Source organism: Castellaniella sp. (assembly GCF_041677825.1).
Lineage (GTDB): Bacteria > Pseudomonadota > Gammaproteobacteria > Burkholderiales > Burkholderiaceae_B > Castellaniella.
Genome location: NZ_JBAYPG010000010.1, coordinates 57,687 through 80,380 on the forward strand (window position 1 = coordinate 57,687; position 22,694 = coordinate 80,380).

Sequence of the window (22,694 nt, forward strand, 5' to 3'; positions counted from 1 at the left end):
ATGGAAGCGATCTTCATGCTCCTGCTGCTGTTCGCCTTTCTGACCATCGGCATTCCGATTGCGTTCTCGATCGGCCTGTCCGTTCTCACCATGCTGCTGATCACCGATGTGCCCGTGCTGATCTTTGCCCAGCGCGCTGCAAATGCGGCCGACAGCTTTGCGTTGCTGGCCATCCCGCTGTTCGTGCTGGCGGGCGAACTCATGAATCATGGCGGGCTCACGCGGCGCCTGATTGGCTTTGCCCAGGCGCTGATCGGCCACGTGCGCGGCGGCCTGGGCCAGTCGGGTGTGCTGGCCAGCCTCATCTTTGCCAATGTCTCGGGCTCGGCCGTGGCCGATACCACGGCCATTGGCTCGGTCCTCGTGCCGTCCATGATCGACAAGGGCTACAAGCCCACGTTCGTGGCCTCGCTGCAGGCCAGTGCCGGGTGCCTCGCGCCCATCGTGCCGCCCAGCATCCTGCTGATTCTCTATGGCTCGATTGTCAATGTGTCCATCGGGGCCCTGTTCCTGGGGGCTGTCGTTCCAGGCTACCTGATTGCGCTGTGCCTGATGGTCGTGGTGCACATGCTGACCTCGCCGAAGCGACAGCCCACCATCGTGCGCGAGCCCTTTGCCGGCTGGGGGGTGATCAAATGCGCTACACGGCAGGCCCTGCCGGCTCTGGCGATGCCCGTGATCATCATCGGCGGTATCGCGGGCGGGGTATTCACCGCCACCGAAGCGGGCGCTGTCGCCGTGGTGTACGCGTTTCTGGTGGGCCGGTTCTATTACCGGGGCTTTCGCATCCGGGATCTGCCGCAGATCCTGATCTCGTCGGCGGGCGTGACGGTGATGGTGATGGCCATCATTTGCTTTGCGGCGATTTTCGGCTGGCTGCTGGCGTGGCACAACGTGCCCGATGAGGTCGGCGCGTGGATCAAGTCCTTTGCCACCAGCCCGTACATGTTCTTGGCGATCGTCATTGGTTTCGTCCTCTTGCTGGGCATGGTGATGGAGGTGCTGGCGATTGCCACCATCTTTGGCCCGTTGCTGCATACGCTGGCGACGGGCTATGGCTTCGACCCCATATTCTTTGGCGTGATCCTCGCGATTCTCATGCAGATCGGCGGTGCAACCCCGCCCGTGGGGGTGCTGCTCAACATCACCTGTGGCCTGGCGGGCGTGACCCCGGGGCGCTGCCTGGGCTACATGGGCATCTTCGTGGGCGTGTATGTGCTGGTCGTCCTGCTGGCCATCCTGTTCCCGCCGCTGATCACCTATCTGCCACACATGATGTTCGGCTGACGAAGGGCTTGCTGTCGACCGGGGCATTTCACGCTATGATCAAGGCCTCAAGTTTTCAATCCTGTCATGCGGGGGGTCTTTCATGCGTAGATCAGCGTTTATCATGGCGGTGCTGGCCAGCGCCTTTCTGGTGGCGTGCCAATCCCCCGGGGGGATGCGGGGTGGCCAGGCCAATGTCTCGGAATTCGACTGCATTGCCGCCACGGTAGGGGGCGCCGTCATCGGTGGGCTGGTAGGCAGCACCATTGGCGGCGGCAGCGGCAAGACATTGGCCACGGCCGCCGGCATCGGTGGCGGGGGCTACCTGGGCAACCGCATGGGTTGTCGCTGACACACCGGAGCGCACATCATGAAAAAAAACCTGTTTCTTCTGGCGGCCTTGCTGGTCAGCGTACCCGTACTGGCCCAGCCGGGTCCGTCTCCCTGGACGGCAGAGCACTTCGAGCGCCTGGACACTGATCGGGATGGCCAGGTCAGCCGGGCCGAGTATCGGCAATTCATGGAAGAGGCCTTTGCCAACCTGGATCAGGATGCCAACGGCCAGATCACGCCCGCCGAGGCGGCTGGCGTGCTCACGGTCGAGCAGTTCAGCCGCGTCGATGTCGACCAGGGCGGCACCATAGGGAAAACCGAATTCATGGATGCCGTCATGGCCGACTTCGATCGCCAGGATCGGGATGGCGACGGGTTCCTGTCACGCGATTGACCCCGGAACCCGGCGCGCATCATGATGCGCGGCTGATGCCCTGGGGTATGGTCTGCAGTTCAACGTATTCGAGCAGGCCTTCGTGGCCGCCCTCACGCCCCAGGCCCGAGGTCAGCATGCCGCCAAATGGTGTGTGTGCGGCAGGCCCCATGCCGGTGTTGTAGCCGCAATGCCCGAAGTGCAGGCGCTCCATGAACCATGCGGCGCGCTGTTCGTCCTGGGTGTACAGGTAGGCGGCCAACCCGAAGCTGGTGTCATTGGCCTGCTCGATCACCTTGGCATCGTCATCGAAACGGATCAGCGGCACGAGCGGCCCGAATGTTTCTTCCTGGCAGCAGCGCATGTCGTGGGTGACTTCGGTCAGCACGCTGGGGGGGTACAGCAGGCTGCGGGCCGCATCGAGTTCGTCGGGGCGTGGGCCGGCCTTCAGGTGGGCGCCCCTGGCCAGGGCGTCGGCCACATGTTCGCGTACTTTCTCGAAGCCCGCCGCATTGATCAAGGGCCCGATATCCACCCCTTCGTCCATGCCATTGCCCACTTTCAGGGCGTTGACGCGCTCGAACAGCTTCTGGGCAAATTCATCGTAGACCGCGGTATGGACGTAGACCCGGTTGGCGCACACGCAAGTCTGACCTGCACCGCGGAACTTGTTGGCCATCAGGCCATCGATGGCGCCGTCGATGTCGGCGTCGTCGCAGACGATGAAGGGGGCATTGCCGCCCAGTTCCAGCCCCAGCTTCTTGACATCGGCGCGCGATTGCTCGAGCAGCAACTGCCCGACTTCGGTCGAGCCGGTGAACGACACCATGCGCACGGTGGGTGAACCCATGAGGGCACCGCCGATCTTGCCGGCGTTGCCCATGACCAGGTTGACCATTCCGGCGGGCAATTGCAGGTGATCGTGCAGGATGCGAAACAGGGCCACCATCGTGAGCGGTGTGTCCTTGGCCGGTTTGATCACCGACGGGCAACCCGCGGCCAGCGCTGGCGCCAGTTTCTTGGCAATCATCGCAATGGGGAAATTCCAGGGCGTGATCAGCCCGACCACACCGATGGGCCGCTTGTGGACGCTCCATGTGCAGCCCTTGAATTCACCGGGCAGGTGCTCAGGCGCAAGAATGTCCACCATGGTGCGGGCATAATAATCGAAGAAACTGGCCGCGTATTCGACTTCGCCCTGGGCCTCTGGCCAGGGCTTCCCGTGCTCCATGCACAGGATGCGGCCGATTTCCTTCTTGTTGGCGAGCAGGGCGTCATTGGCCTGCTGCAGCCATTGGCGCCGTGTTTCGATATCGGGGATCGTGGCCAGTGCAGCTTGTGCCGCTGCAATGGCGCGCCCGGTTTCTTCGGCACCCATGGCGGGCACCGAGGCGAGGACTTCGCCCGTGGCCGGGTTCGTGACATCGACGCGCGCGGCCGAGTCGGCATCGACCCACTGGCCGGCGATATATCCGGCAATCGGATCGAGAAGAGGGGATTGAATCATGAAAGACTCCTGGGGGTTCAATGAGAGGATTCCAGGGCGGCGCCAAAGATGGCAAGGGCTTCGTCGACCTGCGCCTGCGTGATGATGAGTGGCGGCAGCCAGCGTACCACCTGCCGCTGGGGGCCGCAACGCAGCAGCAGCAGGCCACGCTCTTCGCAGGCTGCGGCCACGCGGCCGGCCCGGTCGCCATCTGGCTGGCCGTCTTTCTGGAACTCGCAGCCCAGCATCAGGCCCAGGCCGCGCACTTCGGCGATCTCGGGGTGCTTGCCCTGCAGCGCGAGCAGGCCTTGGCGCAGGTGCTGGCCCTGCGTGGCGGCGTTTTCAACCAGGCCTTCCTGCTCGATGACATCCATGGTGGCCAGGGCCGCCACGCAGGCGACCACGTTGCCGCCATAGGTGCCACCCTGTGAGCCCGGCCGACCCTTGGCCATGAGGGCGCGCGGGGCACCAAAGCAGGACAGCGGGAAGCCCGAGGCCAGCCCCTTGGCCGTCATCAGAATGTCGGGCTGCACGTCGAAGTAGCTGTGTGCCCAGTATTTGCCGCTGCGGCCATTGCCGGTCTGCACTTCGTCGACCGCCAGCAGCATGCCATGGCGGTCGGCGCGTTCGCGCAGACCCTGCATGAAGCGCCGGTTTGCGGGGATGAAGCCACCTTCGCCCTGAATCGGTTCGATCAGAAAGCCCGCAGTGTCCCGTGGCGCGCTGATCGTATCGAAGATGAAGTCCAGCTCGCGCAGGCAGAAATCAGTGACTTCGTCTTCGCTCCAGCCGTAGCGCAGCGTGGCTGGAAAGGGCGCCACGATGACCCCGCCCATCAGCGGCTGCAGCCCGGATGTATAGGCCGTGCCCGACGTGGTCATCGTGGCGGCACCCATGGTGCGGCCATGGAAGCCGCCATGGAACACGATGATGTTGGGTCGCCCCGTGGCGTGGCGCAACAGCCGCAACACGCCCTCGGCCACTTCGGTGCCCGCGCTGGCATAGAACAGCGAGTCGATGTCGCCCGGCATTTTCTCGGCCAGGCGGTCGGACAGGTCGAGGATGGGCTGGTGCATGATGGTGGTGTATTGCCCGTGGATCAGCTTGCCCACCTGCTCGCGCACGGCTTCCACGACCCTGGGGTGGCAGTGGCCCGTACTGGTCACGCCGATGCCGGCCGTACAGTCGATGTAGCGCTTGCCTTCGCGGGTATACAGGTAGATGCCCTCGCCGCGCTCGGCGAGCACGTGGCTGGCCTGGTGCAGCAGGGGGGACAGGTGGTTGGATTTTTCAGCAGTCATGAGGACTCCGGTCTTGGACAGGTGAGTGTATGAGGCAGCCATCGGCCCTACTTGAGCAGATGGGGTAGAAAAAGGGATATTTCAGGGACATAGGCGACGACCAGCATGAACAGAATGAGAACGATGACGTAGGGGATGGCGGCCAGGCTGACCTGTTCGATGGACAGGCCGCTGATGGCGCTGGCGACATTCAGGTTGTCGCCCACGGGCGGCGTGGCAAAGCCGATCAGGGAGCCCATGATCATGACGATCCCGAAGTGCAGCGGATCCATGCCGATCTGCTTGACGATGGGCACCAGAATGGGGGCCAGCAGGATGATGCCGGCGATGGTCTCCATGAACATCCCGAAAATCAGCAACAGGATCACGAAGGCCAGAATGATGCTCCACGGCGCCAGGGCCAGGGTATCGATCAGAAAGCCGACGATCAGGCTGGGCACGCGCTGGATGGTGAGAATGCGTGAATAGACCGAGGCGGTGGCGATGATCACCAGGATCATGCCCGAGATGAGGAAGGTCGTCTTCAGCATCTGCGGAGCCTGCGAAAGCTTGAATTCACCATAGGCGATGGTCAGCACGATGCTGTAGGCCACGGCGATGCCGGCCGCCTCGGTGGGTGTGAAGATGCCGCCGTAAATGCCGCCCAGAATCACCACCGGCATGAACAGGGTCCACTTGGCATGCCACATCCGGGACAGCCGCTGCGGCCATGGGGTGCGCTGCACATTGCTGCCGTAGTTGTGCTTCCTGGCATAGTGGCGGCTGACCAGATAAAGCAGGAACACCACCATGAAACCGGGTACGATCCCCGCCAGGAACAGGTCGCCCACGGACGTGTTGGTGGTGACCCCATAGATGATGAGCGGGATGCTGGGTGGGATGATGATGCCCACGCCACCGCCGGTGGCCAGCAGACCCGCGCTGTAGCGCAGGCTGTAGCCTTCGCGGGCCATGGCCGGGATCATGATGCCGCCGATGGCCGCCACGGTGGCCGGGCCCGAGCCGCTGAGCATGGCGAAGATCGCCGTGGCCACGAGCGACACGGCCGCCAGGCCGCCGGTAATGTGCCCGACGAATGCGCGCGCCACATCGGTCAGCCGGCGGGACAGCCCGCCGTATTCCATCAAGACCCCCGAAAAGACGAACAGGGGCACGGCCAGCAGCGGATAGGAGTTCACCGAGCCGAACAGGGTCTGGGCCAGATAGCCCATGGGGATGATGTCGGTGAAATAGATGGTCAGTACCGATGAGATGCCCAGCGCAAAAGCGACCGGCATGCCCAGCAGGAGCAGCCCAAGGAAGCTGATGAAAAGAATTCCGATCCCCATGGCGTCGATATCCTTTTGAATGATTATTGTGTGCTGTGCTTCGACGGCGCATCATCGACCCGCTGGATGCCGGGGTCCTGGCTTTCGTGGAGGATGGGCGCATTCGGGTTGCGCATCAGGTCGGTGACGGCGGCCACGGTGTGCTGGACCACCCGGAAGGACATCAGCAGCAAGCCGATGGGCAGTCCCAGGTACACGAGATAGAACGGGATCCTCGACGAAGGGGCCGTCTGCCCGCGGGCATGCTGCTGCATGACCATTTCGATGGCGTAGACGGCCATGATCACCAGAAAGGTCAGCCAGGCCACAAACACGATCACGCGGATCAGGCGCTGGACGATCGGCCAGTGTCGGCCCATCGTGTCCACCAGGACATTGAAGCGCACGTGGCGCTGGTAGCGGATGGCATAACTGCCGGAGAAATACACGAACCATGCCAGGGCATAGGCTGCGATTTCCTCGGCCCAGGAACTGGGGCTGTTGAGCACGTAGCGCATGAAGACCTGGAAGACGATCAGCGTGGTGAATACTGCGAGTGCGATGGTTGCCAGGTAGGTTTCGACATGTTCGTCGAGGTGGTGGTAGAGCTGTTTGAACATGGCAGATCCGGGCAAGGGCTTCAGGCCCGGGCCGGGGCCGCCTGCTGCCGGCCCCGGCCCGCTGGCATGGGCGTCAGTCGATCACCTCGACAAAACGCGGGTTGTCGGCGGCTTCGAGCAGGCGCTTGAGCATCGCCGTATCCACCTTGGAAGAATACTCTTTGTAGAACGGTACTGCGGATTCGACCCACAACTGGTGTTCGGCATCGGTCAGCGCGGTGACCGTGCCCCCCTGGGCTTCGATGTTCTTGATGGCCTGTTCGGTGGCCTCGGCCTTGAGCGAGCGCAGTTTCTGCACCATTTCATCGGCGGCCTGGGTGATCAGGGCCTGGTCATCGGCCGACAGACTGTCGAAGAACCCCTTGTTGATCAGGATGGGTTCAGGGTCATAGATGTGGTTGGTGACCGTCAGGTATTTGGCCGGTTCGGTGAGTTTGGCCGAATAGAGCAGCTCGAACGGGTTCTCGACGCCGACCACGACCCCCTGCTGCAGGGCGCTGAATACTTCCGGAAAGGAGACGGGTGTGGGCGCCGCCCCGACGCTCTTCCAGTAGGCGATATGCAATGGCACCTGCATCGTGCGCAGCTTCTGGCCCTTCATCTGGTCGGGCGTACGCACGGTCTCGTTCTTCATCGCCAGGTTGCGAAAGCCGTTTTCACCCCAGCCGAGCAGCTTGAGATCGGACTTTTCGAGCTTCTGGGCCAACTCGGTGCCGATGTCGCTGTCGACCACGCGATAGGCCGTGGCGGCGTCCTTGAAGATGAACGGAAAATCGAAGACTTCGAAAACGGGATCGAAATTGGCCACCACGCCCACTGAAGGCGCCGTCATTTCTATGGTGCCGGCCTGTACGGCTTCGACCAGCTCGCGCTCCCCGCCCAACTGGCTGTCCGGATACGTTTCGACCTGGATACGGCCATCGGAGCGGTCTTTCAGAATGTCGGCAAAGTAGCGGTAGGCGACGTCCTGGGTGTCTCCGGTGGGGATGACGTGCCCGAACTTGATCTTCACCGCGTCAGCCGCGAGGGCGCTGGACGGAATCAGTGCCGTACAGGACAGTACGAGCAGGGCAGAGGTAACCAGGCCGGGGATGCTTCGTTTGGTAATCATCATGATTGTCTCTCCATAAGGAACAGTGCCATCAAAAGGTCATGCAGGCGGGTCTTGTCGTGGGCAGATCTCCTGAAAGAAAAAGAATCATCGGGCCAGCAGCGTCTGGGCGATGGCCTGACCCACCTCGGTGGTGGAGGCCCGACCACCCAGATCCGGTGTTCTGGGGCCGCTGCGCAGGACCTCTTCGATGGCCCGCACAATGGCCCGGGCCGCCTCGGTCTGGCCAAGGTGTTCGAGCAGCATGGCGCCCGCCCAGATGTGCCCGATGGGATTGGCGATGTTCTGCCCGTAGATATCGGGCGCCGATCCGTGCACCGGCTCGAACATCGATGGATAGTCTTTTTCGGGGTTGATGTTCGCCGAGGGCGCAATCGCAATGGTGCCCGTACAGGCAGGGCCCAGATCCGAAAGAATGTCGCCAAAAAGGTTGGAGGCCACCACCACATCGAAGCGCTCGGGGCTGAGCACGAAGCGCGCGGCCAGGATATCGATGTGATATTGATCCGTGCGGATGTCCGGGTAGCGGGCCGCCATGTCTGCAAAGCGGGCGTCCCAGTAGGGCATGGTGATGGCCAGCCCGTTCGATTTGGTGGCCGAGGTGACCTGCCTGCGGTCACGCTGCATGGCCAGCTCGAAGGCGTATTTCAGGATGCGGTCGACCCCCTGGCGGGAAAAGGAACTCACCTGTACCGCGGTCTCGCCCAGGGTATTCTTGCCTATGATGCCGCCCACGCTGGAGTATTCGCCCTCGGTGTTTTCGCGCACGATGATCATGTCGATGTCGCCGACCTTCGGGCGCCTGAGCGGCGACTGCAGGCCTTCCATCAGGCGCACGGGCCTGATGTTGGCGTACTGCTGGAAGCCGCGCCGGATTTCGAGCAGCAGGCCACCCAGGGACACATGATCAGGCACCCCCGGAAAGCCCACCGCACCCAGGTACACCGCATCGTGGTGGCGGATCTGTGCCAGGCCATCGGCCGGCATCATGACGCCGTGTCGGGCGTAGTAGTCGCAGCTCCAGTCGAAGGCATCGTAGCGCAGGGCAAACCCGTAGCGCTGCGCGGCGGCATCCAGTACGCGCAGGCCCTCGGGCATGACTTCCTTGCCGATGCCATCGCCCGGTATGGTTGCAATCCGGTATTCTGTCATGATTTGTTTCCTTGCCGCCGCTATGGCACGAGGTCCGTGCCGAATCTGCATCATGCAGCCCTGGCCTGACCGAGTCCGGATCTGCGGGGCCGCGATTTGCAGGGACACGGTATGCCTGTTTATCGGATCAGTCTAAGATCAAGGTTGGCCGTAAACAATTCCCAATAGGTAAAAACAGTTTTGACAGATGGACAAGGAAAACGTCAATAGTCGTCAACTGAGGATTTTTGCCCAGGTGGCGCGCTACGGAAACTTTTCACAGGCGGCCCGCATGCTGGGCGTCTCGCCGGCGTACATCAGCAAGAACATCAAGGCGCTCGAGGTGGAGCTCGATGTGCTGCTGTTTCATCGCAGTACCCGGCATGTCGCCCTGACCGAGCAGGGCGAGCAGATCTTTGCACTGACCCGGCAGATCCTGCACGACATCGAGCAGCTGCATGATACGGTGGCCGAGTACAAGAACGAGCCCCGCGGCCTGCTGAAGGTGTCGACCAGCTTCGGATTCGGCCGCCAGGTGGTGGCCCCGGCGCTGGCGGGCTTCTCACGCCGCTATCCGGACATCCAGATCCATCTCGAGGTTCTGGATCAGCTGGTCAATCTGGCCCAGGCGCATTACGACCTCGATATCCGCATCGGGGACCTGATCGACCCCAACTACATTGCCCGCCATCTGGCGCACAATCATCGCGTCCTGTGTGCCGCGCCCGGCTACCTGCAGCGCCACGGCAGCCCCGCCGGCCTGCAGGACCTGACCCGTCATGCCTGCCTGATCGTGCGCGAACGGGATCACCCGGTAGGGATCTGGGCGCTGAGTGCCGGGTCGGTGACCAGCAATGTCAAGGTCAGTGGGCCGCTGGTCACCAACAATGGCGAAGTGGCCCTGACCTGGGCGCTGGCGGGCCATGGCATTGTCCTGCGTTCGGTCTGGGATGCCGGGCGCTACCTGAAATCAGGCGACCTGCAGGTGATCCTGCCCGAGTATCGCCAGGATGCCAACATCTGGGCGGTATACCCGCAGCGTCTGGAGCATTCGGCAAAGATCAAGGCGTGCGTCGAGTATTTGAAGCACTACTTCGAGGCCGAGGCCCTGCTGCCGGCCTGACCAGCCGCCTGGGGCGGGCTGCCGGGGGCAGGGGGCAGCGGGGCTGTTGCCGCCAGCGGCAGCCAGTTTTCCTGTGGCCGGATCATGGCGCCCGTGGCAAAGGCCAGGTTGGCGGCGGCGATCTGGCTGGCCATGCGTGCATCGGCCCGCGCCTGGCGCGCCTGCAGCAGCTGGGTGGCGGCTTCGGTGGCCACCGTCAATGTGCCCAGGCCCTCGCGATACGAGGCCAGGGCCGCATCGTAGGCGGTACGCGCCGTCTTCACCAGTTCAACCGCCGTGTCATGGCTTTGCAGCGCGGATTGCAGGGCTGTTTCTGCGGCCACCATCTCGTTCAGGGCATCGCGCTGCAGGCTTTGAAGATTGTCCTGTGCCTGCTCGGCATCGATTTCGGCAGCCCGCAGGCGGCTGCGGCGCAGACCCCCGTCGAACAGCGGCAGCGTGACCCCCACCATGACCCCGTTGGAGGTGGACGGGATCTGGATCTGCGGCAGGTTGCCCGCCTGGAAGCCATTGCGCTGGTAACCGTAGGCTGCGCCCAGGAACACCTTGGGCAAAAAATCGGCCTCGGAGGCACGGACGTTGGCCCGCGCCGCCTGCACGGCGGCGTATTGCGCCACCAGATCGGGGCGTTGCGACAGCGCCTGCTGCAGCGCCTGCCGGGTGAGTGGGCTGGTGGCCGGGGGCAGGGCATCGGGCGCCGGTTCGGCGACTTTCAGGGGGGTGTCGGGGGACAGGCCCATGGCCCGCAGCAGCGCGAGCCGCGTGGTCCGTTCGAGCCCCTGGCTGTTGACTTCATGCAGCCGCGCCTGGGCCACGGCCTGCCGGGCCAGTGCGGTGTCCAGCGACGTGCCCACCCCGCCTTCGAGGCGCGCCTGGGCCGCGGCAAGTACCTGTTTTTGCTGATTCAGGGCGCGCTGCGCCAGATCGACCCGCTCGCGCGCCGTACTGTATTGGTAATACTGCTCGGTGACATCATGGATGACTTTCTGGTGGGCGGCGTTGAACAGTACGTTGGCCGCAAACGAGGCCTGTTCGGCGCCTTCGAGTAGCGCGGCGCGCTGGCCGAAATCGAACAGCAGCCAGCTGAGCGCGAGCAGGGGCATCACGCCCGTGTTGCGTACGTGAATCGCATCGTGGCCCAGGATCGAGTGCTTGAGGGGGTAGCGGGTGTTCAGCTTGCCCGCCAGTACGTTGGCCGACAGCACCGGAAGGAAGGTGGCCTCGACCATGCCCACCCCCAGCGCGGCCGAGCGCGCGGCATTCCAGGCCTGGCGTGTGAGCGGGTTTTCGCGCTGCGCGATGTCGATGAGCTCGACCAGGTCCATCGGGCGTTCGGGGTCGATCGGAACCGCTGGCGGCTGCAGGGCGGGCAGGGTGATACCGCGCGGCACGCCGTAGCCGGATGAGGTCGGTGTGGCTGCGGTGCCGTTGGCCGAATCGGCTTCGGCGACGCCCCGGGCCGGCTCACCCGGAGCGTTCGGTGCCGGGCCTGCCCAGGGTGTATCGGGACGCTCGGGCGCCCGTTCGAGCATGATGGGTGTACAGGCGGCCAGCAGGCTGACCCATGCCAGCACCAGCAGCACGGGCCCGCCGCGGCGCCGCTGGCGGTGAGGCATTGCCAGGCTGGCGCGGGGGCGCACATGCAGGGGATGCGGCGTGGTGGCCATTGGGTGTCCGGGCATGGGTCAGGTGGTCAGGCGGTCAGGTCGTCAAGCGGTCAGGCGGTCAGGCGGTCAGGCGGAATTCATGGGTCTTGCAGCACGGCTTTCAGTTCGGCCGCCAGCGCCGATGTCTGATCCGACGGTATCATGGTATCGGGATATGCACTCCGAAGATAGTAGTGCTCCAGCTTTTCGGTGATGTCGTGCAGGGCGCTGACCTGTTCGTCGGGCGGGCGTACGGTGCGCGGCTCGAACGGGATGAGGGCCAGCTGGGCACGGGTCTGGGCCAGCAGGCGCATGGCATTGGGCGCGTCGGCCCGCAGAGCGGCGGGTTCGGGCGCGCCAGGCTGACGTTCATGCTGCCGGAGGTTGTCCCAGAGCAGGCTCAGGTGGCTGCGTGCCGAGGCGGCAGCGCTGATGGGCCAGATTCGGGTGAAGACCAGATACAGCACGACATTGCCCAGCAGAATCCCCATGATTCGATACAGTGCGCCAGACATTTCGACCGATGGGCCAAAGCCATCCAGCACGGTGAGCATGAAGGCCAGCCCGATTTGTACTCCGGCGTAGGCACTGCGCTCGGAACCGGTCGATATCCAGGCTGCCAGCAGAGTGACGGCAAAGACCAGCAGCATGAGCTCGCCGATCGAGGTCATGAAGGGGATCAGGAACCAGATCGAGGCCACGCCGATGGCCGCACCGATCAGGCAGCCCGTGATGCGCAGTGTCAGCTTGTGCAGGGTCTCGGCGGTGGTGCCCAGCGCCCCCACATAGCAGGTGATCAGCGCGGTGTGAATGTCCTGCCACTGGATGGCGGTGTAGATCCAGTAGCACAGGAGCGCGGCCAGCGTGGTTTTCAGGGCATATTGCTGATAGTGCGGGTTGCGCCAGGCATCTGCCGCGAAAAAACCGCTCTGGGCCAGTGTGCTGTGGATCTGCATCGCGGGCGGCGGCAGGGGAAACTGTGCCAGCATGCCCTGTATGGCATCCAGCGGTGCGTCCCATCGGGTGGCTGACCGGGTCTGCGGCATGCCCTTGGGCTGCGGGATGTCCTCGGCCTGTGGAATGCCTTCGGTCCGCGGGATGTCTTCGGTCTGTGGCTGGCCCGCGGCGTGTGGAGGGCCTTCGGTCTGCGGGGGGCTGGATGAAGGATGCCAGGACGCCTGTCTCAGGGCATGGGCCAGGGCCTGGCTGTGTGCGGCCAGCCGGGCTCGCCGGTCCGCCTGCGCGGCCTGGTGATGCCCCGCCAGCGCGGCGCAGGCCAGCAGCAGGCTGCGGGTCGATTCGACCGCCTGCCGAAGCGCGACCTGTTCAGGACGCGCGACCAGGTGGAACAGGCGGATGAAGAGCAGCATCTTGTCCGTGCCTTCGTCGCCTTCATCGAGTGCCTCGCGCACGGCCTCGCGTGCCGCCGGGTCATCGCTGAGCAGCGCCTCGTGCACCGCACCGAGCCGTTCGGCCAGGGCGATGCGCAGCCGACGCGGGATAGACGGGCCGACGATCGAGTTGAAGGCCAGCAGGGTGGCCATGGGCACCGCCGCCATCAGGCCGGCATACAGGATGGCCCGGGTGGCGATTTCGCCGGTCGGGACTTCGCCCAGCATGGTGAGGATGAACACGATCACCAGGGCAATGATGCCGCCCGCCGGCCCCACCTGGCTGGCCGCCTGCAGGAACATGAAGAACACCGAGCAGATGACCAGCACCGCCATGCGCCATACCGGGTATTCGAGCGACAGGCGGGTGATGCCCAGCAGCACCGGGACCATGAGCCCGACCAGCAGGCAGATGCCGATGGCCATGAGCAGCGTCTCGGCCTGATTCGGCTTCATGACGAACAACACCAGATAACAGCCTATGGCCACCAGCGGGATGCCGTAGGTCATGAACAACATGACGGTGAGGGCACAGGTGGCGGCGACGCGCCAGGCCGTGTCCAGGCGCCCGTCGAAGGGCGCGAGTTCACGGCGCAGAATGAAGGGCAGGCTGTGGCGCTGCAGGGTGTCGTGGCGCTGCATGGGTCAGCCCGCGCAGCGCTCGCCTGAACGGATGACCACGGTGGCCGAGGCGCCGACCCGCATCAGTTCGGGGGGCGGGGATTCGAGCCGCACCCGGACCGGAAAGCGCTGCGCCACGCGCACCCAGTTGAGGGATTTCTGCACGATGGGCATTGCGCGCGGCAATTGAATGGCGTTTTCGGAGGTGATACCCCAGCCCGTGCTGGCCACCCTGCCATGCAGGATGGTCTCGGGCGCCATCAGGGCATAGACGCTGGCACAGTCGCCGACATGGATGTGCGGCAGATCCGTTTCACGAAAGAAGGCCGTCGCGTACCAGGCATCCGTGTTGATCAGGGTGAACAGCGACTGGCCCGGTGCCAGGCGTTCGCCGGCCGATACATTGAGGCCGACCACGAGCCCGTTGTTGGGCGCGTACACCCGGGTGTCCTCAAGGGCTTTCTCGGCCAGCGCCAGCGAGGCCCGGGCGACTTCGACAGCGGCCTGGGCGGCCTCGAGCTTGCCGACCAGTTCCTGGGCGGCCTCGGCCTGCGAATGTGCCTGGGTCAGGCTGACCTGGGCATCGCGGGCTGCGGTACGTGCCGTATCGAGTTCCTGGCGTGGTACGTAGCCCTTGGCCGCCAGGGGTTCGAGGCGGCGGACCGTTTTCTCGGCCAGTTCCAGGTTGGATTCGGCCCGGTTGATCTGCTCCCGGGCGATGTCGGCATTGGCCTGCTCGGCGCGCACCTGCCGCTCGCGAGCATCCAGTGTGGCCTGCGCCATGTCGACCTCGGCGCGCGCCTGTTGCACGTGCAACTCGTAGTCGTGCGGATCCAGGGTGAACAGCAGGGCCCCCTGGCCGACCCGGGAGCCTTCTTCGACTTCGAGGGTCTGCAGCACGCCCGGTATGCCCGGGCTGATGTGCACTACATCGGCGCTGATCTGCGCGTCATCCGACGTGGGGTTCGTGGTCAGGTAGGCCCAGTAGCGCCAGCCCATGAGCGCCGCCACGGCCAGAACCACGACCGCCAGCGTCAGGGCGGCGAGCCGCTTGCCGCGCGAGGGTTCGGGAGAGGGTGAGGTTGGGTTCATGCGCTGTTACCGGGGTGAGAACGTAAAAGCGAACATCATGGCGAAGATGACGGCCAGACCGGTATAGACCAGCAGCCGCAAGGGCAGGGCATCGTCGATGCCGACACGGATCAGCGCCAGCCGCAGCAGGACGGTGGCGATCGTACCTGCGGCAATGCCGAACAGCCAGGATGGGAAATAGGAGCCCAGGAACAGGAACGATGGCGCGCGTGGACCGCATCCGGTACACAGAAGGGCCAGCAGGAGGGCATAAGGCTTGGGCATGGCAGCGGGCCGGTTGGACGAGGGGGTGGGCACAGGGGGTGGGCACGGCGATGCAGTCGATGCCGATGCTGGATTATCCCTTATCTGGCCAAGTTGTTTCAATGAAGCCGCTTTTATCGTACATTGATGTCGTATGCGCCCGTCAGCCCATGCTGTTCATGTGCACCGCCGGGCCAGCCCGGGGCATGTCCCCAGCACCGGAGTCCTCATGTATTCGTCGCTCGACCCAGGCCGGTTCAGCCGCGCGCAGTCCACGCTGAAGCCGCGGCAGGCCGCCGCCTGTCGCTGTCATTGCGCCCACCCGCTCATCCCCTGGATCCATCGCCGGCTCACGGCCGACCTTTCCCGCCGCCGCTTCCTGGGTGGCTCGGCGGCCATGCTGGTGCCGTTTCTGGCCGCCGGGGCCGCCGGGGCCGGCGTGGCCGGCGCTGAGCGTGCCGCAGCGGCCGGGCCAGCGGCACACGCCGGGCCGGCCACCGGGCCGGCGACAGGCACGCTCGCAGCGGCGGCGGGCAAGCCGCTGGTGCTGGCCAACATCCGGCTCTTCGATGGCCTCGAACTGGCCCTGCAGAAGGGGCGGGCCCTGCGCATCGAGGGCAACCGCATTCGTGCCATCGATGCGACGGGTGCGGATCAGGGCGATGCCCACGTCATCGATTGCGGCGGGCGCGTCGTCATGCCCGGGCTCATCGATGCGCATTGGCACGCCCTGCTGTGCGGGGTGACGCAGACCATGGCCATGACGGCCGAGGTGCCCTATCTGCATCTGGTGGCCGGCCACGTGGCCGGCGATACGCTGATGCGTGGTTTCACCACCATCCGGGATGCCGGAGGGCCCAGTTTCTCGCTCAAGGCGGCCATCGATCAGGGGCTCATCCGCGGGCCGCGCATCTACCCGTCGGGTGCCATGATCTCGCAGACCTCGGGGCACGGCGATTTTCGCCTGCGCTACGAACTGCCCGCCATTCCGGATATCCTGGGGCATGCCGAAAAGGCCGGGGTGGCGTCGATCGCCAATGGTGTCCCCATGGTTCTGCAGCGGGTGCGCGAACAACTCATGCTGGGCGCGTCGCAGATCAAGCTCATGGCGGGCGGTGGCGTGGCCTCACCGTACGATCCCATCGCATCGCTGCAGTTCACCCCCGAAGAACTGCACGCGGGGGTGCAGGCGGCCAGAGACTGGGGCACTTATGCCATGGCCCACGTCTATACGTCCGAGGGCATACAGCGCGCCATACGGGCGGGTGTGCAGTCCATAGAGCATGGCCAGCTGGCCGATGAGGCCACGGTGCGCATGATGGCCGACGAAGGCATCTGGTGGAGCCTGCAGCCTTTTCTGGCCGACGAAGACTCCAACGTGTACCCTGACAACCCGCATGCCCGCATCGACCAGGAACGGGTGGCGCAGGGTACGGTGCGGGCCTACGAGATGGCCCGCCGCTTTGGTGTGAAGACCGCCTGGGGCACCGACATCCTCTTCAATCCGGCGCATCTGGGCAACCATGGGCGCATGCTGGCCAAAATGACGCGCTTTTATCCGCCGCTGGAAGTCTTGCGCATGGCCACCGGCCGCAATGGCGAACTCCTGGCCCTGTCCGCGCTGCGCAATCCGTACGATGGCCGCCTGGGGGTACTCGAGGCGGGCGCGCTGGCCGATCTGCTGGTGATCGATGGCGAACCCGAAGAAAACCTCGATTTCATCGTCGAGCCCGAAGTCAACTTGCGCATCATCATGAAGGATGGGCAGATATTCAAGAACAGTCTGGTGGCCGAAGGGGGTGCACATGGCCGATGATCGGGGCGCTCTGCGCCACGGCGAATACAAGATTCCGGGGGGCAAGCTGGTGGTGGTCGATCTGCAGGTGCGGGGCGGTTGCCTGCAACAGGTATCGCTGTCGGGCGACTTCTTTCTCGAACCGCCCGAGGTGCTCGATGACATCAATCAGGCCCTGAATGGCCTGTCGGTGGATGCCGGGCCCGATCACATTGTCGAATGCGTTCTGGGTGCCCTGCCAGCGGGTACCGAGATGTTCGGCCTGAGCGCCGAAGGCATTGCCGAGGTGGTCCGGAGGGCCTTGTCATGAGCACCATTGCCACACCCGATCGCGCCAGTGCCTGGCAGGCCTTCGACTGGCAACTCGTCGGCACCGAGCCCTTGCAGCCGCTGCAGCACATGGCACTCGACGAGGTCCTGCTCGACGAAGTCGCAGCGGGTCGCCGGCCTCCCACCTTGCGTTTCTGGGAATGGGCGAGCCCCGCCGTGGTCCTGGGGATCTTCCAGTCGGTGCGCAACGAGGTCGACGAGGCCGCGGCGCAGCGCCATGGGGTCCAGATCGTGCGTCGCATCAGCGGCGGGGGTGCCATGTTCGTCGAGCCCGGCAACACGATCACGTATTCGATCTACGCACCCAAGGCCCTGGTCGAGGGCATGAGCTTCAAAGAGGCCTATGCCTTCATGGATGAATTCGCGCTCGAGGCCCTGGGCGAGGTGGGCATACGCGCGTGGTATCAACCGCTCAATGACATGACCTCCGATGCCGGCAAGATCGGCGGCGCCGCCCAGGCGCGCCGTGGCCAGGCCGTGCTGCACCATGTCACCATGGCCTATGACATCGACGCCGACAAGATGCTGCAGATCTTGCGCATAGGCCGCGAAAAACTGTCCGACAAGGGTACGACATCCGCGGCCAAGCGGGTCGATCCGCTGCGCAGCCAGACCGGCCTCGAGCGAGACGTGCTGATCAGCCGGATGGTCGATGTGTTCAGGCGCCGCGCGGGCCTGCGCCCGGGGGTTCTGAGCCCGCGCGAACTGGCTCTGGCCGAGGCCCTGATCCACGAGAAATTCGCGACGGATGCCTGGCGTGGCAAGGTGCCATAGGCCTGCCGCTATGGCTGGTACATGGGCCGCTTGTCGTTGAGCCGCAGCCACCCCTTGACGATGCGGTAGATCACCCAGACGATGTTGATGCCCAGGATCAGCACACCGATGTAGATGGTGGTCAGCAAGGCCCCCAGTATGCCCCACAACAGGCCATACCAGAATGTGCGCATCTGCCAGCGGAAGTGGGATTCGACCCAGGTGCCACGAACATCAGCCAGCTTGACGTAGTTGATGATGATGCCGATCAGGGCAGGGACCCCGCCCAGAAAGAAGCCCGCAACCTGCAGGGCGTACACCACCAATGCCACGTTGCCACCGGCCTGCGTGGCGGCGGATGAAGGTTCGGAAATCCGGGAAGGCGTGTGGTTCATGGCGCAGCACAGTCATGGGACAGGTAGGCGCCTATCGTAGCATGCGCTGGCAAGGGGGCTGCCATTGCGGCCTTGTGTGGCGGGCACCTGCCCGCCCGGCATGCGGCCTCAGCCCTTGCGTTCCGCGAGCGTTTGCAGCGCCAGCGCCGAGTGCGCATAGGCCCCGCCTGCGCGCATTTCGGCAGCGACCCAGATGGCTTCCATGATCTGGGCTTCGCTGGCACCCGCCCGTGCGGCGCCTTCGGTGTGCCCCTTGATGCAGTATGGGCATTGCGTGACGTGAGCGACGGCCACGGCGATCAGTTGCTTGGTCCGGGCATCGAGCGCCCCTTCGGCAAACACCGCCTTGCTGAAGGCCTTGAAGGCCGCCAGGGGTTCAGGGGCGAGTTCGGCTCGTTTTTTCGCGATGTCGGCGCTCAGGTGCGGGTACATAGGGGTGTCGGCCATGGTGGTCTCCAGAAACTGTTGCAGGATTCCATCATAGACTGCGAGCCTGCGCCGGGCCAGCACGACCCTGCTGCCAGCAGGGCAGTTGGTCGCGTGTTTGCGGGCGGCGCGCCAGGGGCCGGTTCAGCCCGAAAACCCGCCTTCGGCAAGGAAACGGGCTTCTTCGGGCGTGGTGTCGCGACCCAATGCCAGGTTGCGGTGCGGAAAACGCCCGAAACGGGCGATGATGTCTCTGTGCAGAATGGCCCATTGCAGGGAATCGGGCACATGCTGCCCGTACAGGGCCACGGATTCTTCCTGGACGGCGAGATCTTCGGCGTGCATGAAGGGCAGGTACAGGAAGTTGCGCAACTGGGGCGCGATCTGTTCGGGATGCCCCTGGGCCAGGCTCTGGCGGCTGCAGCGCAGGGCCAGCCCATCGGTGGCAAACATGTGCCCTGTATCGCGAAACGCGTTGCGTGGATACTGATCGAGCAGCAGAATCAGCGCCAGCGCGCTATCGGGCTGCGCCAGCCAGGCGTCGAGTTCACCCCGGGCCGCTGCGAAGTGGGCGTCGTGAAAGCGCACCCGAAATGCGGCATCGAAGGCGTCGTCTTTGGCAAACCAGCGCTTCGGGCCTGCCGCATTCCAGAAACCGAGCATCTGCGCGGCGGTCTCGGCAGGCAGGCTGGGCCGGGTTGTTTCGTGTTTCTGGTGGCGGTTTTCGGACATGGCGGGTGGCTGGCGTCAGACCAGTTCTTTGCGCAGGCGTGCCGGAGACTTCGGTGACAGCAGGCCGGGCGCGATGTCCAGGACCGTGTGTGCGCCGCTCTGGCCGGCCTGTCTGAGGCGCCAGGCGGCACGCGCGTAGGCGACCAGCACACTGGCAGTGAAGGCGGGGTTGCTGTCGAGCTTGAGCGAGAACTCGATCACCTGGTTTTCCTGGGCCGCCGTCTGGCCGCTGCGAATCACGAAGCCCCCGTGCGGCATGCCCGCGTGGTCGCGCGCCAGCGCCTCGGCCGTGATGAAGTGGACCGTCGTATCGTAATCCGCGAAGTAGTCCGGCATGGTGACGATGGCCTGGCGAATGGCCTCGGTGTCTGCGCCGGCGGCCGCGACCACGAAGCATTCGCGAGTGTGCTTCTGGCGCGTACCCAGTGCAGGTTGCTGGCCTGCGCGTACCTGCTCGATGGCTGCGGGCACCGGAAGGGTGTACTGCACGCCGGCCTGCACCCCGGGGATGCGCCGTATGGCATCGGAATGGCCCTGGCTCAGGCCCTTGCCCCAGAACGTATGAGTGGCGCCCTGCGGCAGGACGGCTTCACCCAGGAGCCGCTGGATCGAGAACAGCCCTGGGTCCCAGCCGACCGACAGGATGGATACGGTACCGTGTGCCCGGGCGACCTGGTCCATGGCCTCGAAGTATTCGGGGATGTGGGCATGGTTGTCGTAGCTGTCGATCGTGTTGAACCATTGGGCCAGTTGCGGGCCTTGCTCGGGCAGGTCTTGCCTGGAGCCGCCGCAGAGGATCATCACGTCGATCTCGCCCTGGTGGGCCTGAGCCTGGTCGAGCGGCCAGACCGGTATGGCTGGGTCCTGCAGGTGCAGGCTGGCCGGGTCGCGTCGGGTGAAGATGCCCGCCAGGCGCATGTCGGGGTTGTGGGCCAATGCGGCCTGCACGCCACGCCCCAGATTGCCATGGCCGGCGATGCCTGCCCGGATCGTGTCTGCTTTCATCAACGTCCTTGTTGTGGTTGGTCTTGATGCATTTTATGCCCAACCCCTGCCCGCTGAAGGCCCGTCATGGCTTCATGCTGCGCCTTTCGTTGCCCACTGGCGGATGATGGGCCAGAGTTCGTCCGGGGTCTGGGCAATGGCATCGGCCTGCCAGCGGGTCGGATCGTTCTGTGTGCCGTAGCCGTAGGCGGCCGCCACGGTTGCCATGCCGGCCGCCTTGCCGGCCTGCACGTCGCGCTCGTCGTCGCCGATGTAGATGCAGCGCGTCGGCTCGATGCGCGCCTGGCGCGCCGCGTGCAGCAAGGGCTCGGGGTGTGGCTTGATGTGCGGTGTGGTGTCGCCGCCCACGGTGACCAGGCTGCGTGCCTCGATGCCCAGATGGCGCGCAATCGGACGCGCCAGTGCTTCGGACTTGTTGGTCACGATCCCCCAGGCCAGATGGTGCTGCTCGAGCTCGTCGAGCAGTTCGGCGATGCCGGCGAACAGGCAGGCCTGTTCGAGCATGATCTGCGCGTAGTCATCCAGGAATCGACGGCGTGCGGCCTCGTAGGTGTCGGCCTGGGGTTCGAGCCCCAGGGCGGCCTTGAGCAGGCCACGGGCGCCCTGGGATGCGTGCGGCCTGAGGGCGGGATCGGGCAGGGGGGGCAGGCCATGGTAGGCGCGCTGGCGATTGGCCGTGGCGACGAGATCGGGTGCCGTATCGGCCAGCGTGCCGTCGAAATCGAAGAGAATCAGGTGGTTCATGGTTCAGTCGGGCAGGCGGCGCCGAGCCGCCAGCAGATAATTGACCCCGGTGCGTGGGGACAGCGTGTAGCGGCGCAGCAGCGGCAGGTATTCGATGCCGGCCAGTGCCGTGACCTCGAGGCCTGCGTTGCGGGCCGCCTGGGCCAGCTCGCTGGGCGTGATGAATTGTTCATAGTTGTGCGTGCCGCGCGGCAGCATGCGCAACAGATATTCGGCCGCCACGATGGCGAGCAGGAAGGATTTGGGGTTGCGATTCAGGGTGGAGAAGCAGACCAGGCCCCCGGGCCGCGCCAGTGTGGCGCAGGCATGCACGACCGAGGCCGGATCGGGCACGTGTTCGAGGAGTTCCATGCAGGTGACGACGTCATGGGTGCCGGCATGGGCCTGCGCCCAGTCTTCGGCGCTGCTGTGTTCGTAGTGGACCTGAATGCCCGATTCATGACCGTGCAGGCGCGCAATCTGCAGCGCCTGGGCAGACAGGTCGATGCCGGTGACCTGTGCGCCTTCGGCGGCCATGGCTTCGGCCAGCAGACCCCCCCCGCAGCCCACGTCGAGGATTTTCAGCCCCTGCAACGGGCCGGCCTGCTGGCGGATCCAGTCGAGCCGCAGGGGGTTGATGTCGTGCAGGGTCTTCAGCTGGCCTTCGGGGTCCCACCAGTGGCTGGCCAGCGCGCTGAACTTGTCGATTTCGGCGGCATGGACATTGGCGGACGGCGTATGAGTCGACGGCATGGCATTGACCCTGAAAAATGAAATGGGGCTCCAGCGGGAGCCCCATTGTATCCGCCACGTGAGCCACGTGGCTGGATGCGTGGCAGGTGGCGTGTTTACTGCCGCGGGGTACCGACGATCTCGATTTCGACGCGACGGTTCTGTGCGCGGCCGGCGGCTGTCTTGTTGGTGGCGATGGGGTCGAGCTTGCCCTTGCCTTCGGTGTAGATGCGGTCAGCCGGGATGCCCTGGCCGATCAGGTATTGCTTGACCGTATTGGCACGGCGCTCGGACAGGCCCAGGTTGTATTCCTGGGTACCGATGGAGTCGGTGTAACCGACGGCGATCACGGTTTCGAGGTTGATGGCCTTGGCCTGCTGGGCAACCTGGTCGAGGACCTGCTTGCCTTCGGGCTTCAGATTGTATTTGTCGAAGTCGAAGAATGTGTCGGCGTTGATGACCACCTTGCTGGCCACGGGGGCGACCACGGGGGCGGCAGCGACGGGCAGACCGCAGAATTCATTGGCTGCAGTGGCCGGCGTCCAGAATGCATCGCGCCAGCAGTTTTCGCCACTCGCGTCTTTCCATACATGGCCGTCGACGTTGACCCAGTTATCGTGAGCCGAGGCGGTGCCGACGGCAGCCATGGCAGCGATGGCGAGTCCAATAGCGATTTTGGAGGGTTTGTTCATGTTTCTCCTCGTTTGAGCATGATGCTTGAAAGTGACCGCAGCGAACCCCCGCCGCATATCGAAAGAA

At 64.8% G+C, this 22,694-nt stretch carries 24 protein-coding genes; 7 read left to right on the forward strand and 17 right to left on the reverse strand.

All coding sequences use genetic code 11. The features are described from left to right. The 3 genes from WCY17_RS06130 (at position 1) to WCY17_RS06140 (ending at position 1,993) form a co-directional block, all read left to right on the forward strand. The gene (locus WCY17_RS06130) at positions 1 to 1,287 is read left to right on the forward strand and encodes a TRAP transporter large permease (RefSeq protein ID WP_372701293.1); all 1,287 of its coding nucleotides are present in this window, start codon (positions 1 to 3) and stop codon (positions 1,285 to 1,287) included. An 82-nt stretch (positions 1,288 to 1,369) separates the two neighbouring features. After that, positions 1,370 to 1,618: a hypothetical protein gene (locus tag WCY17_RS06135; RefSeq protein ID WP_372701294.1), complete on the forward strand. Its 249-nt coding sequence runs from the start codon at positions 1,370 to 1,372 to the stop codon at positions 1,616 to 1,618. 18 nt (positions 1,619 to 1,636) lie between these two features. Beyond that, entirely contained in the window at positions 1,637 to 1,993 is a 357-nt protein-coding gene (locus WCY17_RS06140; protein ID WP_372701295.1) for an EF-hand domain-containing protein, read from the forward strand. Positions 1,994 to 2,012: 19 nt separating this feature from the next. Here WCY17_RS06140 and WCY17_RS06145 read toward each other — a convergent pair whose 3' ends face one another. The 6 genes from WCY17_RS06145 to WCY17_RS06170 form a co-directional block, all read right to left on the reverse strand. Next, positions 2,013 to 3,479 carry an NAD-dependent succinate-semialdehyde dehydrogenase gene (locus tag WCY17_RS06145; RefSeq protein ID WP_372701296.1) on the reverse strand — a complete coding sequence of 489 codons (1,467 nt, stop codon included), beginning with the start codon at positions 3,477 to 3,479 and terminating at the stop codon, positions 2,013 to 2,015. 17 nt (positions 3,480 to 3,496) lie between these two features. Then, on the reverse strand, positions 3,497 to 4,759 hold the full coding sequence (locus WCY17_RS06150) for an aspartate aminotransferase family protein (RefSeq protein ID WP_372701297.1): 1,263 nt from the start codon (positions 4,757 to 4,759) through the stop codon (positions 3,497 to 3,499). A 47-nt stretch (positions 4,760 to 4,806) separates the two neighbouring features. Next, on the reverse strand, positions 4,807 to 6,087 hold the full coding sequence (locus WCY17_RS06155; protein ID WP_372701298.1) for a TRAP transporter large permease: 1,281 nt from the start codon (positions 6,085 to 6,087) through the stop codon (positions 4,807 to 4,809). Positions 6,088 to 6,110: 23 nt separating this feature from the next. After that, positions 6,111 to 6,686: a TRAP transporter small permease gene (locus WCY17_RS06160; protein ID WP_372701299.1), complete on the reverse strand. Its 576-nt coding sequence runs from the start codon at positions 6,684 to 6,686 to the stop codon at positions 6,111 to 6,113. A 73-nt stretch (positions 6,687 to 6,759) separates the two neighbouring features. Beyond that, positions 6,760 to 7,800 carry a TRAP transporter substrate-binding protein gene (locus WCY17_RS06165; protein ID WP_372701300.1) on the reverse strand — a complete coding sequence of 347 codons (1,041 nt, stop codon included), beginning with the start codon at positions 7,798 to 7,800 and terminating at the stop codon, positions 6,760 to 6,762. A gap of 84 nt (positions 7,801 to 7,884) precedes the next feature. Continuing rightward, positions 7,885 to 8,952 (reverse strand): tartrate dehydrogenase, encoded by a 1,068-nt coding sequence (locus WCY17_RS06170; RefSeq protein WP_372701317.1) that lies wholly within the window; start codon positions 8,950 to 8,952, stop codon positions 7,885 to 7,887. Positions 8,953 to 9,136: 184 nt separating this feature from the next. On the opposite strand from WCY17_RS06170, the gene WCY17_RS06175 reads away from it, so the two are divergent. Then, positions 9,137 to 10,051 (forward strand): LysR substrate-binding domain-containing protein, encoded by a 915-nt coding sequence (locus WCY17_RS06175; protein WP_372701301.1) that lies wholly within the window; start codon positions 9,137 to 9,139, stop codon positions 10,049 to 10,051. On the opposite strand, the gene WCY17_RS06180 is transcribed toward WCY17_RS06175, so the two are convergent. The 4 genes from WCY17_RS06180 to WCY17_RS06195 all read right to left on the reverse strand — a co-directional run bounded on the left by WCY17_RS06180 (position 10,018) and on the right by WCY17_RS06195 (position 15,065). Next, entirely contained in the window at positions 10,018 to 11,733 is a 1,716-nt protein-coding gene (locus tag WCY17_RS06180; RefSeq protein WP_372701302.1) for a TolC family protein, read from the reverse strand. The two genes, WCY17_RS06175 and WCY17_RS06180, sit on opposite strands and share 34 nt — an antisense overlap. Positions 11,734 to 11,795: 62 nt before the next feature. Beyond that, on the reverse strand, positions 11,796 to 13,730 hold the full coding sequence (locus WCY17_RS06185) for an FUSC family protein (protein WP_372701303.1): 1,935 nt from the start codon (positions 13,728 to 13,730) through the stop codon (positions 11,796 to 11,798). 3 nt (positions 13,731 to 13,733) lie between these two features. Beyond that, complete coding sequence (gene mdtN / locus WCY17_RS06190; protein ID WP_372701304.1) at positions 13,734 to 14,801, reverse strand: multidrug transporter subunit MdtN; 1,068 nt, start codon at positions 14,799 to 14,801, stop codon at positions 13,734 to 13,736. Positions 14,802 to 14,807: 6 nt separating this feature from the next. Continuing rightward, on the reverse strand, positions 14,808 to 15,065 hold the full coding sequence (locus tag WCY17_RS06195; RefSeq protein WP_372701305.1) for a YtcA family lipoprotein: 258 nt from the start codon (positions 15,063 to 15,065) through the stop codon (positions 14,808 to 14,810). Positions 15,066 to 15,273: 208 nt separating this feature from the next. Here WCY17_RS06195 and WCY17_RS06200 point away from each other — a divergent pair, with 208 nt between their 5' ends. From WCY17_RS06200 to WCY17_RS06210, 3 genes are read left to right on the forward strand one after another with little or no spacing between them, the layout of a single operon-like run. Then, positions 15,274 to 16,860, forward strand: coding sequence for an amidohydrolase family protein (locus WCY17_RS06200; RefSeq protein WP_372701306.1), 1,587 nt, complete (start codon positions 15,274 to 15,276; stop codon positions 16,858 to 16,860). Further along, positions 16,850 to 17,149, forward strand: coding sequence for a biotin--protein ligase (locus WCY17_RS06205; protein ID WP_372701307.1), 300 nt, complete (start codon positions 16,850 to 16,852; stop codon positions 17,147 to 17,149). The genes WCY17_RS06200 and WCY17_RS06205 overlap by 11 nt, the downstream gene beginning before the upstream one ends. Next, positions 17,146 to 17,943: a biotin/lipoate A/B protein ligase family protein gene (locus WCY17_RS06210; protein WP_372701308.1), complete on the forward strand. Its 798-nt coding sequence runs from the start codon at positions 17,146 to 17,148 to the stop codon at positions 17,941 to 17,943. Before WCY17_RS06205 ends, WCY17_RS06210 begins: the two co-directional genes overlap by 4 nt. A gap of 8 nt (positions 17,944 to 17,951) precedes the next feature. Here the strand turns inward: WCY17_RS06210 and WCY17_RS06215 are convergent, their stop codons facing one another. From WCY17_RS06215 to ompA, 7 genes are all read right to left on the reverse strand, one after another. Then, a complete protein-coding gene (locus WCY17_RS06215) occupies positions 17,952 to 18,317 on the reverse strand; it encodes a DUF4870 family protein (RefSeq protein ID WP_372701309.1) in 366 nt (121 codons plus the stop codon). Between the two features lie 108 nt (positions 18,318 to 18,425). After that, positions 18,426 to 18,764, reverse strand: coding sequence for a carboxymuconolactone decarboxylase family protein (locus WCY17_RS06220; RefSeq protein ID WP_372701310.1), 339 nt, complete (start codon positions 18,762 to 18,764; stop codon positions 18,426 to 18,428). A 123-nt stretch (positions 18,765 to 18,887) separates the two neighbouring features. After that, entirely contained in the window at positions 18,888 to 19,475 is a 588-nt protein-coding gene (locus tag WCY17_RS06225; RefSeq protein ID WP_372701311.1) for a DUF924 family protein, read from the reverse strand. Positions 19,476 to 19,490: 15 nt separating this feature from the next. After that, positions 19,491 to 20,480, reverse strand: coding sequence for a diaminopimelate dehydrogenase (locus WCY17_RS06230; protein WP_372701312.1), 990 nt, complete (start codon positions 20,478 to 20,480; stop codon positions 19,491 to 19,493). Positions 20,481 to 20,552: 72 nt separating this feature from the next. Beyond that, positions 20,553 to 21,224, reverse strand: coding sequence for an HAD family hydrolase (locus WCY17_RS06235; RefSeq protein ID WP_372701313.1), 672 nt, complete (start codon positions 21,222 to 21,224; stop codon positions 20,553 to 20,555). Between the two features lie 3 nt (positions 21,225 to 21,227). Further along, positions 21,228 to 21,956 carry a bifunctional 2-polyprenyl-6-hydroxyphenol methylase/3-demethylubiquinol 3-O-methyltransferase UbiG gene (gene ubiG / locus WCY17_RS06240; RefSeq protein WP_372701314.1) on the reverse strand — a complete coding sequence of 243 codons (729 nt, stop codon included), beginning with the start codon at positions 21,954 to 21,956 and terminating at the stop codon, positions 21,228 to 21,230. Positions 21,957 to 22,051: 95 nt separating this feature from the next. Further along, positions 22,052 to 22,627, reverse strand: a complete 576-nt coding sequence (gene ompA, locus WCY17_RS06245; protein ID WP_372701315.1) for an outer membrane protein OmpA — start codon at positions 22,625 to 22,627, stop codon at positions 22,052 to 22,054. Positions 22,628 to 22,694 lie beyond the last annotated feature (67 nt).

What these genes read in the sequence shown, in the direction of transcription:
- WCY17_RS06130 (WP_372701293.1), top strand. Translation starts at nt 1, where the DNA reads ATGGAAGCGATCTTCATGCTCCTGCTGCTGTTCGCCTTTCTGACCATC.
- WCY17_RS06135 (WP_372701294.1), top strand. Translation starts at nt 1,370, where the DNA reads ATGCGTAGATCAGCGTTTATCATGGCGGTGCTGGCCAGCGCCTTTCTG.
- WCY17_RS06140 (WP_372701295.1), top strand. Translation starts at nt 1,637, where the DNA reads ATGAAAAAAAACCTGTTTCTTCTGGCGGCCTTGCTGGTCAGCGTACCC.
- WCY17_RS06145 (WP_372701296.1), bottom strand. Translation starts at nt 3,479, where the DNA reads ATGATTCAATCCCCTCTTCTCGATCCGATTGCCGGATATATCGCCGGC.
- WCY17_RS06150 (WP_372701297.1), bottom strand. Translation starts at nt 4,759, where the DNA reads ATGACTGCTGAAAAATCCAACCACCTGTCCCCCCTGCTGCACCAGGCC.
- WCY17_RS06155 (WP_372701298.1), bottom strand. Translation starts at nt 6,087, where the DNA reads ATGGGGATCGGAATTCTTTTCATCAGCTTCCTTGGGCTGCTCCTGCTG.
- WCY17_RS06160 (WP_372701299.1), bottom strand. Translation starts at nt 6,686, where the DNA reads ATGTTCAAACAGCTCTACCACCACCTCGACGAACATGTCGAAACCTAC.
- WCY17_RS06165 (WP_372701300.1), bottom strand. Translation starts at nt 7,800, where the DNA reads ATGATGATTACCAAACGAAGCATCCCCGGCCTGGTTACCTCTGCCCTG.
- WCY17_RS06175 (WP_372701301.1), top strand. Translation starts at nt 9,137, where the DNA reads ATGGACAAGGAAAACGTCAATAGTCGTCAACTGAGGATTTTTGCCCAG.
- WCY17_RS06180 (WP_372701302.1), bottom strand. Translation starts at nt 11,733, where the DNA reads ATGCCCGGACACCCAATGGCCACCACGCCGCATCCCCTGCATGTGCGC.
- WCY17_RS06185 (WP_372701303.1), bottom strand. Translation starts at nt 13,730, where the DNA reads ATGCAGCGCCACGACACCCTGCAGCGCCACAGCCTGCCCTTCATTCTG.
- mdtN (WP_372701304.1), bottom strand. Translation starts at nt 14,801, where the DNA reads ATGAACCCAACCTCACCCTCTCCCGAACCCTCGCGCGGCAAGCGGCTC.
- WCY17_RS06195 (WP_372701305.1), bottom strand. Translation starts at nt 15,065, where the DNA reads ATGCCCAAGCCTTATGCCCTCCTGCTGGCCCTTCTGTGTACCGGATGC.
- WCY17_RS06200 (WP_372701306.1), top strand. Translation starts at nt 15,274, where the DNA reads ATGTATTCGTCGCTCGACCCAGGCCGGTTCAGCCGCGCGCAGTCCACG.
- WCY17_RS06205 (WP_372701307.1), top strand. Translation starts at nt 16,850, where the DNA reads ATGGCCGATGATCGGGGCGCTCTGCGCCACGGCGAATACAAGATTCCG.
- WCY17_RS06210 (WP_372701308.1), top strand. Translation starts at nt 17,146, where the DNA reads ATGAGCACCATTGCCACACCCGATCGCGCCAGTGCCTGGCAGGCCTTC.
- WCY17_RS06215 (WP_372701309.1), bottom strand. Translation starts at nt 18,317, where the DNA reads ATGAACCACACGCCTTCCCGGATTTCCGAACCTTCATCCGCCGCCACG.
- WCY17_RS06220 (WP_372701310.1), bottom strand. Translation starts at nt 18,764, where the DNA reads ATGGCCGACACCCCTATGTACCCGCACCTGAGCGCCGACATCGCGAAA.
- WCY17_RS06225 (WP_372701311.1), bottom strand. Translation starts at nt 19,475, where the DNA reads ATGTCCGAAAACCGCCACCAGAAACACGAAACAACCCGGCCCAGCCTG.
- WCY17_RS06230 (WP_372701312.1), bottom strand. Translation starts at nt 20,480, where the DNA reads ATGAAAGCAGACACGATCCGGGCAGGCATCGCCGGCCATGGCAATCTG.
- WCY17_RS06235 (WP_372701313.1), bottom strand. Translation starts at nt 21,224, where the DNA reads ATGAACCACCTGATTCTCTTCGATTTCGACGGCACGCTGGCCGATACG.
- ubiG (WP_372701314.1), bottom strand. Translation starts at nt 21,956, where the DNA reads ATGCCGTCGACTCATACGCCGTCCGCCAATGTCCATGCCGCCGAAATC.
- ompA (WP_372701315.1), bottom strand. Translation starts at nt 22,627, where the DNA reads ATGAACAAACCCTCCAAAATCGCTATTGGACTCGCCATCGCTGCCATG.